Origin of the sequence: Allocoleopsis sp., from assembly GCF_036703385.1 — a bacterium.
Taxonomy (GTDB): domain Bacteria; phylum Cyanobacteriota; class Cyanobacteriia; order Cyanobacteriales; family Coleofasciculaceae; genus Allocoleopsis.
Map to the genome: position 1 here is coordinate 1 of NZ_DATNPA010000181.1, position 12,478 is coordinate 12,478.

At 46.4% G+C, this 12,478-nt stretch carries 16 protein-coding genes and 1 pseudogene; 11 read left to right on the forward strand and 6 right to left on the reverse strand.

Annotated features, from left to right (window positions below; genetic code table 11):
• Positions 1-321 (reverse strand): antibiotic biosynthesis monooxygenase family protein (locus V6C93_RS09060; protein WP_333476329.1); only part of this gene is annotated, 321 nt, incomplete at its 3' end.
• Between the two features lie 207 nt (positions 322-528).
• Here V6C93_RS09060 and V6C93_RS09065 point away from each other — a divergent pair.
• Positions 529-684, forward strand: a complete 156-nt coding sequence (locus V6C93_RS09065) for a hypothetical protein (protein WP_333476330.1) — start codon at positions 529-531, stop codon at positions 682-684.
• Here V6C93_RS09065 and V6C93_RS09070 read toward each other — a convergent pair.
• The 4 genes from V6C93_RS09070 to V6C93_RS09085 form a co-directional block, all read right to left on the reverse strand.
• On the reverse strand, positions 656-1,567 hold the full coding sequence (locus V6C93_RS09070; RefSeq protein ID WP_333476331.1) for a metallophosphoesterase family protein: 912 nt from the start codon (positions 1,565-1,567) through the stop codon (positions 656-658). The genes V6C93_RS09065 and V6C93_RS09070 overlap by 29 nt on opposite strands.
• Positions 1,568-1,581: 14 nt before the next feature.
• Entirely contained in the window at positions 1,582-2,001 is a 420-nt protein-coding gene (locus tag V6C93_RS09075; protein WP_333476332.1) for a cupredoxin family copper-binding protein, read from the reverse strand.
• Positions 2,001-2,288 carry a peptidase gene (locus V6C93_RS09080; protein WP_333476333.1) on the reverse strand — a complete coding sequence of 96 codons (288 nt, stop codon included), beginning with the start codon at positions 2,286-2,288 and terminating at the stop codon, positions 2,001-2,003. Before V6C93_RS09080 ends, V6C93_RS09075 begins: the two co-directional genes overlap by 1 nt.
• 184 nt (positions 2,289-2,472) lie before the next feature.
• A complete protein-coding gene (locus V6C93_RS09085) occupies positions 2,473-2,838 on the reverse strand; it encodes a hypothetical protein (RefSeq protein ID WP_333476334.1) in 366 nt (121 codons plus the stop codon).
• Positions 2,839-3,211: 373 nt separating this feature from the next.
• On the opposite strand from V6C93_RS09085, the gene V6C93_RS09090 reads away from it, so the two are divergent.
• Complete coding sequence (locus V6C93_RS09090) at positions 3,212-3,823, forward strand: Uma2 family endonuclease (protein ID WP_333476335.1); 612 nt, start codon at positions 3,212-3,214, stop codon at positions 3,821-3,823.
• A gap of 244 nt (positions 3,824-4,067) precedes the next feature.
• On the opposite strand, the gene V6C93_RS09095 is transcribed toward V6C93_RS09090, so the two are convergent.
• Positions 4,068-4,919: a hypothetical protein gene (locus tag V6C93_RS09095; protein ID WP_333476336.1), complete on the reverse strand. Its 852-nt coding sequence runs from the start codon at positions 4,917-4,919 to the stop codon at positions 4,068-4,070.
• Positions 4,920-5,125: 206 nt separating this feature from the next.
• Here V6C93_RS09095 and V6C93_RS09100 point away from each other — a divergent pair, with 206 nt between their 5' ends.
• The 9 genes and pseudogenes from V6C93_RS09100 to V6C93_RS09140 all read left to right on the forward strand — a co-directional run bounded on the left by V6C93_RS09100 (position 5,126) and on the right by V6C93_RS09140 (position 12,371).
• Complete coding sequence (locus V6C93_RS09100; protein ID WP_333476337.1) at positions 5,126-5,251, forward strand: hypothetical protein; 126 nt, start codon at positions 5,126-5,128, stop codon at positions 5,249-5,251.
• 121 nt (positions 5,252-5,372) lie between these two features.
• The gene (locus V6C93_RS09105) at positions 5,373-6,047 is read left to right on the forward strand and encodes a sigma-70 family RNA polymerase sigma factor (RefSeq protein WP_333476338.1); all 675 of its coding nucleotides are present in this window, start codon (positions 5,373-5,375) and stop codon (positions 6,045-6,047) included.
• A 4-nt stretch (positions 6,048-6,051) separates the two neighbouring features.
• Complete coding sequence (locus tag V6C93_RS09110; RefSeq protein WP_333476339.1) at positions 6,052-6,780, forward strand: anti-sigma factor; 729 nt, start codon at positions 6,052-6,054, stop codon at positions 6,778-6,780.
• A gap of 198 nt (positions 6,781-6,978) precedes the next feature.
• Positions 6,979-8,553, forward strand: coding sequence for a GMC oxidoreductase (locus tag V6C93_RS09115; RefSeq protein ID WP_414644159.1), 1,575 nt, complete (start codon positions 6,979-6,981; stop codon positions 8,551-8,553).
• A 41-nt stretch (positions 8,554-8,594) separates the two neighbouring features.
• Entirely contained in the window at positions 8,595-9,098 is a 504-nt protein-coding gene (locus tag V6C93_RS09120) for a DUF1622 domain-containing protein (RefSeq protein WP_333476340.1), read from the forward strand.
• Positions 9,095-9,613 carry an HPP family protein gene (locus tag V6C93_RS09125; RefSeq protein WP_333476341.1) on the forward strand — a complete coding sequence of 173 codons (519 nt, stop codon included), beginning with the start codon at positions 9,095-9,097 and terminating at the stop codon, positions 9,611-9,613. The genes V6C93_RS09120 and V6C93_RS09125 overlap by 4 nt, the downstream gene beginning before the upstream one ends.
• Before the next feature lie 73 nt (positions 9,614-9,686).
• A complete protein-coding gene (locus tag V6C93_RS09130) occupies positions 9,687-10,106 on the forward strand; it encodes a glycine zipper domain-containing protein (protein ID WP_333476342.1) in 420 nt (139 codons plus the stop codon).
• A gap of 95 nt (positions 10,107-10,201) precedes the next feature.
• Positions 10,202-10,531 (forward strand): hypothetical protein, encoded by a 330-nt coding sequence (locus V6C93_RS09135; RefSeq protein ID WP_333476343.1) that lies wholly within the window; start codon positions 10,202-10,204, stop codon positions 10,529-10,531.
• Between the two features lie 327 nt (positions 10,532-10,858).
• Positions 10,859-12,371 (forward strand): annotated as a pseudogene (locus V6C93_RS09140) (IS5 family transposase).
• Positions 12,372-12,478: the final 107 nt, after the last annotated feature.

Here is a 12,478-nt window from a genome sequence, read left to right on the forward strand (position 1 = left end):
ATCCATATCAGGTGATAGGTGTAACTCACTACCTTTGGGTTCTGCGGCAAAGATGTCAAACAGGTGAACATCTGGAGATGCAAACTCTGCAAGAGGTTGCGTTGCCACATAGGAGTCCTGAGCTGTCCATTGAATATAGCTTGTAACCCGCAGCCCATCACGGCTACGAAACACAGTACCAGAGACAAATCCTGGTTGCTGCTTCAGGGTAGACTCAATCGTTTGAATCACCTGTTCCACTAGACGCGCCTGATTTTCAGGCTCCAGCGGATAAACTGCAAACTCAGCCAGCAATCCGTTATTTTGACTAACAATCGGCATTGGAACCTCCAAAGTCCAGTTAGCCATCTTATAACACTAACGCAATCTCGAATTCTCAGATTTTATTGTCCGCGTCCTGGCTGGCAATCTGCAAAACCCAATGCCTCTGTGTTGAGGAAATTAGCGATCGCTATCTCAATGACTGCCTCGACTGGGTATTCAATCTGTGAATTATCTAGATCTTCATCTGTTAAGCCAAAACAGAAAATGGAAACGGCAGCAACTCACTACGATGTCATCATTATTGGTATGGGAGCGGGGGGAGGCGCACTAGGGAGCCGCCTCGCACCTACAGAGAAGAAGATTTTGGTTTTAGAACGACGCGACTTTTTACCTACCCCAGAGCATGTTGGTCAACTCTAGTATCCTTCCCGGAAATTACCTCAACTGTACGGAATCCGAGCACCGCCAACAGATTATTTTCGGGGAGCTTGACAGGAGCAGGTTGCTCGCCGTGACCTGGAGCGGGAAGGGGATAGGCAGTCGTCGTAGCGGTGTGGAAGCGAATATTGCCTTCGCTATGTTCAATCACTTGATGGATGTGCCCTGTTAACACTGTGACCGATGTAAACCGAGATAACAGGGAAAGCAACTGAGCAGAATCGGCAGTTGCCCATCCCCATTTGGGATAAAGGTCATATAGGGGAATATGGCTGAAAACAACTAGAGGTGTATCCTGTTTTTGGGCTGCCAAATCTTTGGAGAGCAAGTCCAATTGTGCCTGACCTAGTTTGCCCGTCCCGGTTGCCCCAAAGTCCAGCACATTGGTCAAGGAGACAAAGTGTATTCCCGCCTGATCCCAAACTTGTAAGCCTTCTTTAGCATCCTTTCGGTTAAAGGCTTCCTCGTAGGCCTTGCCGCGATCGCCAATTGTATCGTGTTCTCCTGGTAGGGTAAACAACGGGACTTTCAATTGGGAAAGCAGTTGTTTGGCCTGATCAAATTCTGCTGGTTTAGATAAATGGGAGATGTCGCCGGTGTGAATGACAAAGGCAGGCGGGGTAGATAAGGCATTGATGGCATCGATCGCTTTCTGAAGCGTATCAGTAACGTGTTCGTTTGCAGGTTTGTTGAAACCGATGTGCGTATCGCTAATTTGAACGAAGGAAAACGGTGAAGCCGTGGACGATTTTTGAGCCTTTCGTTCTCCTACCTGACAAGCAGTGAATAAGCCATTTGCACCAACAGCCCACACAAGGCCGAGTCCTGTCCAACCCACATGTTCAATAAATTTTCTGCGTTGCATTGGTATTCCTCTGGTTAGTTTTTCTCTTGTGTTACCGTCAGCGTCCCTTTCATAAAGGGATGAACTGAGCAAATATAGGGATAGGTTCCGGGTTTCGTGGCGGTGTAGTTCCAGGTTTGATTGGTATCCAGTGCTTTGGAGTTGAAAGAACCATCCGTTGATGTAGCCGTATGGGGTTCTTCATCGACATTGATAAATTGAACGGTTTTACCAACAGCGATCGCCAAATTCGCTGGCTCAAATTTGAAGTTACGAATTTTGACGGTAGCATCGGCAGGTTGTTGGCTAGTTTGGGGTTGCTCCTTGGGTCGATCTTTCATCACCATAGGTTGGCTAGTCGTTGCCTTATGGTTCGGACTACAGGATGACAACGACAACAGAATGACCAAGAAAGCACTGGCGATCGCTATGAAAAAATAAGAAATGTATTTCATCAGCGTTCTCCTATCCGCTTTGGTTGATGGCGTTTAGCGAACAGTCTGGTCATGCTCAGTCCGGTAACCACTAAGCCAATCAGACCTAGCCCATTAAAAACGGGCAAAATGGCATCGAGTTTGAAAATTTGGAAGGTGTGAACAGTGATTAAAAATGCAGCAAGCTCTTCTTGATGCAACCATGTGTTAGCGATGGCAACGCTAATGCCAGTCACAGCAGTAAAGAGTAACGGCAAACAAAAGAGTGTGGCAATTAGCCGATGGTACTTGCGAAATATATTTTTCATCGTTTGAGTATTCTTGTCAGGGTGTTACTGGAAGACATCAACCTTTGGTTGGTAGAGGTAAAGCATTGGGTAATCAAGTGCTAGAAAGGATGCTCCCGATGAATTCCCGAATGCTTTCCCATGCGAGTTGCATCGTGGCGTTGTTTCACACCTGGGTCACGATCAATTCAGCAACGCCAGTTTTTTAGTCTGCTGTAAATCCTTGCAGTTGCTCTCCAAGGTTATGGCGATAGCCTCGATCGCTTAGCGTTTGCTCAGGTAGTCGATTCGCTTTGACAGCCGCTTGAATAATGTCTTGAGCCGTGATTTTTCCAAATGCGATCGCATCAATCAATGCACTATTGCTGGGAATGCCTTGGTCTTTTAAGAAGCCTTGATACGCCAGGTAAGCCAAATTAAAAGGCTTGAGCTGGTTTGCAGAGGGCTGATTTGCCGCGTAGGGATTGAGGCTGGTTGGTACTGCCTCGGTGGTTTGGGCCTGCGCGGCAGTCGGCAAAATGGCGGCAGAGAGAAGCAGTGTTGTTAACAGCGTAGAAATATCAAGTCGCATAGAATTACCTCTGGAATTGGTTATTTGGCTACAGCGGTTTTACTGACCTTCAATGCTTGGATGCAGCATAAACGTGCAGGCAGAGCGGTCTAACTCAGGCTGCTGAAGGTGCAGAATATTGTGTGATTAAAAAAGCTAAAGCTGTAGGAGCGAATAAGTTAGCGGTTAGCGCGATGACAGAGATTTATTGCAACTCATCTCTAAACAGGAGACTAATCGGGTTATTTATTCGTCTCTATCCTTAAAACGACTCAGCCTCCATTTTGGATTTAAAGTCTTTTCAGTATGAGATCGCGCTGCGTGCCAAAACTTTCTCTGCCAAGCGATTCGCTATACTGAGGTCAAGACTTTTCTGGGTGGAGCTAGATTGTCGATGACTAGCCTTTTGGTCAAATCCGAACAGATGCCGTTGGCGATCAATCTTTCTTCGCTGACTACAATGTCGAAGATGAGCGATCGGCAGTTCTATGATTTTTGCCGAACGAATCCCGACTTGCGAATTGAGCGGAATGCCAATGGAGAAATCATCGTTATGCCCCCAGCCTTTGCTGATACTGGAAACCGCAACGGTAGAGTCTTTGGGCAGCTTTTTGTCTGGTCTGAAGCGGACGCGACCGGAGAAGCCTTTGATTCCAGTTCAGGCTTTACCTTACCCAATGGTGCAACTCGATCGCCGGATGCCGCCTGGATTCTATCGGAGCGTTGGAATGCTTTAACCCCGGAGCAGCAGGCATCCTTTGCACCGATTGTTCCTGATTTTGTTGTGGAATTACGGTCTAGCAGCGATACGTTGGTAAGCCTGAAGGAAAAGATGGAGGAATATATTGCCAATGGGGTGCGGTTAGGGTTGTTAATTGATCGCAAGAATCGTCAAGTTTATGTTTATCGACCTAATCGAGAACCAGAGATTTTGGACAATCCTGAGTCTGTCAGTTGCGAACCTGAGATGCCAATGTTTGCGCTGAAGATGGCAAAGATTTGGTAATGATCGGTTCAAAATCTGCGTTGACAATTTCAGTAATCGTACAGTTCTCCAAGTTTGTTCACTTTTCAACGGGATACCAAACATCTTAATTGGCGCGATCACAGTTAAACCTGCGATCACGCCAAGCTCCAGGAGGCACACCTACATACTGCTTCAAGGCTTGATTAACAGCAAAATGCAGGAGCGGCAGGTAACCTTGGCAACTTTCCGTCCATCAGCTGCCGTGAAGTGTTAGTCCTCGCGCTTATGACGACTGACTTTCAGCTTTTTTAATCAACCTTAAACAAGCGTGTATCGTTGCTAGATAGTAATAGAACATCCAACTATACCAAATGGCTTTGTCATAGTCTTGTTTTTGCTGATCGTTATGGTGTCGTATACCAAACTGATTAGCAATAACAAATAAATCTCTCTCATCCTTCTTCGATATTACTGACTTAACTTGAGGACGTAGGAATTCAAGAACGTCAGCCAAATCTCGAATTGAATCACGTCTTTCATCTAGAGACGAACGATAACGCCTAAATTTGAGAATTGCGGCTTGAACACGCTGCTCAACGTTATCAGGATCATGTGTAGGTAAGCTTGCAGCAAATAAATTTTCTAGCCCCTTCTCTGGAGATTCTAAAATTTCTCCATTATCAGAAAGTTCATATCCCTCCTTGTAATCATATAAGATTTGATTAACGCCATCTCTAAATTCTTGCTGACCTGTTTTTTTGTCGAAAGTGTCGTAGTGATAGCCACAAGCATTATGGCTATGGAAATATCCATCAATTGGTTTAGAAACATGATCATAGAGGAACTCGATAACGTCGAATAAATCGTCTTCTGAGTAACTCTTGCATTTTTCCTGAATTGGCCACAAGTCAGGCTTTCTGATAACACTAAACATTTGGGCTTCAATGTCATAACCTAACTTACCTGAAACATCTCCAGCATCTACGCAGTAATAACCAAAATTTTCTTGAAAATAGTCCTTATTCAAAAACTCAAGATAGAAATCGCTAAATAGTCGAAGCAGCATAGGTAAATCATAACGACTCGCGTCAGGATTTTTACCAGTACGAATAGAATAGTATCTTCGGTTGCCCATAAATTTCTTAAGGAACTTGCTGGATACCCAAACGCTCTCGGCTCTCAGACATTAACCCGGAACCAGAAAAATTAAGGATAGTATAACCTCGTTGCTTTCTTAGTAACCCAAGTTGGGGCCATCTAAGACCAGCGTATCAGTTCCCTAAAACTTTACGCATACTTCATCATCCTATTTGTCAGGACAATTGCTACCAGAAGCGGTTGATGCTCATGCTCATAAGTGCGATCGCGCTTCATACCTCCATTAGCATTGCCTCTCGTAAGCCGCCGGAAATTGCACTGGTGCATTTAGGAGCCTTTGTCGATAGGTTTGGAATGAGGAATCTTTAAGTGAGTATGGTCGCGAGAGGACGGGCGTAATGACTCCCCCAAAAACTTCTACGCTCATCCAATTAGCTTCACCAATCGTTTTAGAAATGAGCGTAAGTTTGCTTTATTCTCAAAAGAAGTTGTGAAATCAGAATTGACCCTCACGTTGCAAGACGCATTGGGCATTTTTGCAGAGAAGTTAGCCTTGGTCTATTCACCTAAATCTATGGATCTAAGTTCTCCCGATCGCCATTCATCAGAACCGTCATCTTCCAGCGATGCCGCACTCTTGGATGGCCTGGAGGCAAAGCGACCAGCAGCGTTAGGGTGTCTCTACGATCGCTACGGCAGTGTGGTGTATGGAGTGGCACTGAAAGTGTTGCAGAGCCAGCCGGAAGCCGAAGACCTAACCCAGGAAATTTTTCTGTCGTTATGGCAGCGCCCGATTGACCGGGCTAAACACGGTCATTTGATGCGTTACCTGATTGCCATGACTCGATCGCGGGCGATCGACAAACTGCGATCGCGCAGTCGCACCCTTAATTTGGTGCAACGTTGGGGGCAGAACGTCACCGCTGCACCCCCCGCGCCTACTCCAGTTGAGCAAGCTGTTGTCAATGAGCGATCGCAGCAAGTCCGGCAGGCTTTGACCCAACTTTCCGATCAGCAACGACAGGTAATCGAGCTGGCGTATGATGCCGGACTGAGCCAATCAGAAATTGCCCAACAATTGCATAAACCCTTGGGCAGCGTGAAAAGCTGGACTCGCCAGGGACTGCTGAAACTGAAGCAACTTTTACAAGACTCTATTGACTAAGGTTATGACTGAACCCCTTACTCCTGAAGCAATCGAAACCTTGGTAGCAGGCTACGTCGTAGGCGACCTTGATCGCGCCGAAGTAGAAGTCTTCGAGCAACTGTTGGCAGAAAATCCAGCATTAGTGGCACAAGTGAAGCAGCTTCAGGCAACCTTAGACCAGGTCGTTTACGGCTTAAACAGCGTTGAACCGCCTCCCCATCTCCAATCTGCCATTCTGGCTGCCGCTACCACGACTGTCCACCCCTCCCAGCGCAAGCCGTCTCGGTTTCCTTGGTCTATCGTCATGGGCAGTGTGGCAGCACTCCTGATTGTGTACTTGGGAGTAGATAACTATCGCTTGCGACAGGATTACCGCATGGCTCAAGACATCAATACCCTACTGCAACAGTCCCAGACACAACTTTTCTCTCTCAAGGCTGTAAATGCGTCGGATACCGCTACGGGTAGCTTTGTTGTGAATCTAGGACAGCGGCAGGGGATTCTAGCCGTGCAAAATCTGGTGCCTCCACCCCCAGGTAAAGTTTATCGACTTTGGGCGATCGCTGATGGCGAAAAAATTCCCTGTGGTACTGTGAAAATTAATCCCCAAGGAAAGGTGTTAGATAAATTCTGGATGCCTGCTGACTTTTATGACACGGGTATCTCTAGATTATTCGTGACGCTGGAATCGTCTGAAATTAGTCGTTATCCCCTCGGCTCTATTGTGATGCAGAGTACCCCATCTACATAGATAATCAGACAATAGTAGAGGAGCGCAAACTAATTAGAGAAAGCCAAAACAGAAAAATGAAATCAGCATGAAATTGAGCTTCACCTAAATGCTCAAGTTACCGTTCCTTCATCAGTTAGAGGATATTATCCTGCAAGTTTCCTACAGTGATTGAGTGCAAGCCCTCCACAAGGATAATGAACATTGGAAACAATGGTAATGGAAACGGCAGCAACTCACTACGATGTCATCATTATTGGTACGGGAGCGGGTGGAGGCACATTAGCTCACCGCCTCGCCCCTACAGGTAAAAAGATTCTGGTGCTAGAGAGAGGCGACTTTTTACCCAGAGAGAAAGCTAACTGGAGTGCGTTGGAGGTCTATCAGAAAGAACGCTACCACACAGATGAGCATTGGTACGACGATCGAGGCAAGGAGTTTCGTCCCCAAACGGGTTACTGGGTTGGCGGCAATACCAAAGTTTATGGTGCAGCCCTACTTCGATTACGGGAGCGGGATTTTGAGAAGGTAATTCATAAGGGAGGAATTTCTCCAGAATGGCCCCTCAAATACTCAGACTTTGAGCCGTACTACACGCAAGCGGAAGCACTCTATGACGTTCATGGAGAGCGGGGAACTGACCCAACGGAACCGCCATGCAATAAGCCGTATCCCTATCCTCCGGTTAGCCATGAACCGGATATGCAGGCGATCGCAAATGACATCCGGGAACTAGGCTATTATCCCTTTCATTTGCCTTTGGGGTTAAAGCTCAATGAAGGAGATCGCACAAAAAGTCCCTGCATTCGCTGCGATACGTTTGATGGTTATCCCTGCCTAGTCGGCGCTAAAGCCGATTCAGACCACAACGCCATTCGTCCCACCCGCGAATCTTACTCCAATTTCACACTGATAACCAACGCCAAAGTCTTGCGGCTGCATACCAGCCAGTCAGGGCGAGAGGTTACGAAAGTAGAAACTGAAATTGCGGGAGAGCGGCATTGGTTTACAAGCGATATTGTGGTTGTTGCCTGTGGCTCCATCAATTCGGCTATCTTGCTATTACGCTCTGCTAACGACAAGCATCCCAATGGGTTGGCAAATAGTTCTGACCAAGTGGGGCGGCATTTCATGAAACATATGGCAACCGCTCTAGTTTCAATGCATTTAGAGGTGAATCAAGCCAACTTTCAAAAAACAATTGCCGTCAATGACTTTTACTGGGGAGAGCCTGATTTTCCTTATCCGATGGGTATGGTGCAAAACACGGGCAACGTGCTGGCTGATATGCTTCCGGCAGAGGCTCCTCCTCTTATGGCTCCGTTTGTGAAACTGATTCCTCATTATGAGCGACATTTGATTGCCGAGCGATCGGTCGGCTGGTGGTTGCAGACAGAGGACTTACCCGACCCCAATAATCGGGTACGTGTGGTGGGTGACAAGATTCACCTTGATTACACACCGAACAATACAGAAGCAAGCGATCGCCTAATCCACCGTTGGACATCTGTACTGAAATCCCTCAATCGCTCTGCTCAACACGTCATTCCCTTCAGTATGTATCCCCGCGCTCACATGCCCGTACAGGCAGTTGCCCATCAATGCGGCACCTGTAGATTTGGCACGAACCCCAAAACCTCAGTCCTTGACCTCAATTGCCGTACCCATGATGTTGGTAATCTCTATGTTGTGGATGGTAGTTTCTTTCCGTCCAATTCAGGTGTTAACCCCACGCTGACGATTATGGCGAATGCTCTGCGTGTTGGCGAACACCTAGCTGAACGGTTGAAGTAGCGACGGAGCTAAGCCGTTTTTTGTGCTGAGACAACTGAACCATGAAGCAAGAACGTTTCCTCGAATCACTCGTTAACCTGTTACTGCCTCTAGGACTGATTTTTGGACTGGTGCTTCTGTTGAGCCTCAATGTTGGAGGAGAAGCATCTAGAGAAATTGCAGCGAGTCCTTTGGAATCTTGGCTCAAGGTAATCGTAGGTTATTTGGCAGCAGCAGCAGAAATTGCGGCAGCGGCTGTCATTGGACTGGGTGTGATTCGGGGAATTTGGGATTACCTGCGGCAACTCTTTTCGCGTTCCAAAAGACATGTAGATGCAACGGAAGGGATTCGTCTGAAACTAGGACGAATACTGGCATTAGGGCTGGAATTTACCGTAGCCAGCGATATCCTCCGCACGGCAGTTGCACCCACCCGTCAGGACATTTTGAATTTAGGGGCGATCGTACTTTTGCGAACGCTGTTGAACTATTTCTTAGAGCGTGAAATCAGACAGGGAGAGCAACATCGCTCATCCGAAAAGAGTGTGATGACAAACGAAGAATGAGTCAAAATCGTTCCAGCTTAAAACCCATCGAAGGCGCAAATCGCTCCCTCAGACGTAGGTTAACTCTCAAGGGTGAACTGGCACTAGCAACAGCACCCACGGCAATTGTATTAGGCGTATTCGCGCTGGTTGAAGTGCTGAGTCGGCAACGCTTGTTATTTGCCTCCCTTGCCTCTAGTGCGTTTCTTATTTACCTCGATCCGCAGCATGGTACGAACACGATGCGAACGCTGACTATTGCTCAAATCATGGCAGCAATTATCGGCTGGATTACCTACATGATTTTTGGTTCTGGATATCTCTCCGGTGGCATTGCGATGGTGGTGACAATCGTCCTGATGATTATACTGGATGTTGTCCATCCCCCTGCTGTCTCTACTTCCCTAAGTTTTGCTTTGAGGGCAGGTAACGAAAATAACCTAGTTTTGTTTGGTTTAGCTGTCGGTATTACTGCCCTGTTAGTTGCACTGGAGCGCTTTACCCTGTGGGTGTTAGCTCGCCACAGCACATCCTAGCCTCGCTGCCCTTGTGCAAGCCTAACTCATGAGTTCTAAATCTAAGGTTCCAAGTTTTAAGGAGATGACGACGATGAATGACAACCAGCAATCTGAACCTCAAAACAAACCTGTCAATGCTCAAGATGAGAACCCTAATAGCCATCCCATTGCTACAGGGCTTGGTGCAGTTGGGGGCGGTGCGGCAGGTGCGGCAGTTGGGAATTCCGTGGGTGGCAAGCTGGGTGCTGCTATTGGTGGTGTAGCGGGAGCGATCGCAGGCAGTATTGTAGGGAATACTATAGCTGAGGTTGCTCAAGAAGCGATCGAAGAAATTCAGCCAACCTTGGGCTTAGGAGCCGACACGAAACCCGTTGAATTGCCCAGTCATTATTCCTGGGAAGAACTACAAACGCTATCCAAACCTCAAAATGAGGATAATCGCGCACGTCAGGTAAGTCAGCCAGCGCCGAGAGCGATTTTTTCTGGGGACATGGAGCAGATGACACGGTAAGGGACTTGCGGGGAAATAGAATACCAGTCACTGTAGAGGAGAGCAGACAAAAAAAGGCAAGGCTCCTGGTCTAATCACACTTAACTCGAATTAAGATGATACTAGCCGAAACCGTGAAAGCTCCGTTCAAAGATGCCAGCGAAAAACTTACGGGATACCGTAAACGAGACTTCATGGCCAAGGTCACCGAAGATTACTTCGATGGGTCAGCGCGCAAAGCGGAAACCGTCATGGGCTGGAATCGCCAGAGTGTACAACTGGGGTTAAATGAACGGCGAACAGGGTTCATCTGTGTGGATAACTATCAAGCAAGAGGGCGACACAAAAGTGAACAAGTGCTGCCTACCTTAGAAGCAGATATCCGCTCCCTGGTGGACGGTCAAGCCCAAGCCGACCCGAAAATGCAGTCTACCTTTTATATATGATATGCGCGTATCAGTGCCAGAGCAGTGCGAGAGGCATTGGTGAGTGAAGCGGGCTACACAGAGAGCGAATTGCCGTCTCGCCAGACAACGGGCGAAATTCTCAATCGCTTAGGGTATCGCCTAAAAAAACACAAAAAACGAAACCCTTGAAAAAGATTGCTCAAATGCGACAACAGTCTGAGAGCGAGCTGTCCAAACTGGTAGCTAGGGTTTGCTGCAAACGCTGGAAACGCTTAGCTATCAATAGTTTGAGCGGCATTGAAAGTTGTTGAGTTCCCAGAAAATCTGGTAAAATCCCACAAAATCCTTGTACCAGGAGCAGGGAAAATGTACCGAAAAGCGTCCTCAAGCCCCACCCCGCCGGATAGCTTTGAACTGCCCTTTGAGGTAAAGTTATCACAAGACAATCGGTGGATAATCATGGCGAACCTGATACCCTGGGATGAATTTGAAGAGGATTACGCCAAAAACTTTGCCTGCGATATAGGGGCACCCGCCTTACCATTTCGGATGGCATTGGGTTCATTAATAATCAAAGAAAGATTAGGAATAAGCGATCGGGAAACAGTAGAACAAATAAAAGAAAACCCCTACTTACAATAATATTTTATAGGTCAAACATATTACAGCAACGAAGCGCCTTATGATGCCTCCCTATTGGTGAGATTTAGAGAAAGGATAAATGTGAATTTAGTCAATCAAATAAATCAAAGAATAGTAAAGAAGATTCAGGAAGAAGCAGAAGAGGAATCTAAAAAAAAAGCTCAGAGTCAGAAAGGCAAGAAACAAGAGAAGTCCCAAATAAAGGGAAATTAATACTGGATGCTACTTGTGCGCCAGGAGATATCAGCTATCCCAATGACTTGGGTCTATTAAATCAAGCCAGAATCAAAACCGAAAAGATAATAGACACCCTGTATGAACCGCTGAAAGGTCAACTAGAGAAAAAGCCAAAAACTTATAGAAACCTGGCTCGGAAAAATTACTTGCAAGTTGCCAAAAAACGGAGACCGTCAAGGAAACAAAGAAAAAAGGCAATTAGGAAACAACTGCAATATATCAAAAGAAACTTAGCTCACATAGACCAGCTAACCCAAGCAGGCAGTGGCTTAGAGGCTTTAAGCTCCACTCAATACAAAAGCTTACTGGTGGTTGCGGAAGTCTATCGTCAACAGCAATGGATGTCTGACAATAAAACCCAGAGAGTTGAGGACAGAATAGTCAGTTTAAGTCAACCGCATATCCGTCCAATAGTGAGGGGAAAAGCCGGAACGCCGGTGGAATTTGGAGCCAAGCTCTCGGTAAGTTTAAGAGATGGATATGTATTTTTAGACCGTATAGACTGGGATAACTTTAATGAATCGGGAGATTTCAAAGCTCAAGTGGAAGCCTTTAAAGAAGCGACAGGAGCGTATCCCGAATCAGTACACGTTGACCGAATTTATCGAACCCGCTCCAATCGAGCCTTCTGTAAAGAAAAAGGGATTAGAATCAGTGGACCTCCTTTGGGAAGACCCCCAGCCCATGTCAGCGACGAAAAGAAGAAGCAAGCAAAAGATGACGAGAGAATTCGTAATGCTATTGAAGGAAAATTTGGAGTCTCTAAACGCAGATTTAGCTTGAATCGAGTTATGGCTAAACTCCCTCATACGTCCCAAACAGCGATTGCTATTACTTTTTTCGTCATAAATCTTTCCACCCTGCTACGGCAGGTTTTTTGCCTTTTTTTGTGTTCCCAACTCTCATTACATCTTTTTCGCACTCAATTATTAACTCCGATTATGATTGGGAAAATTATCAACAACAAAAGCTCATCATTTATTCAGGCTTAAATAACTAATTAATCCATCAGTTGTTTTTCTCTGACTTATTCAGCAAGCCCTATCTAAGACTTGCGCCTGTGTTGTTCTACTCTGTGATTCCTATCAGCTACCCACGATCGCAGAA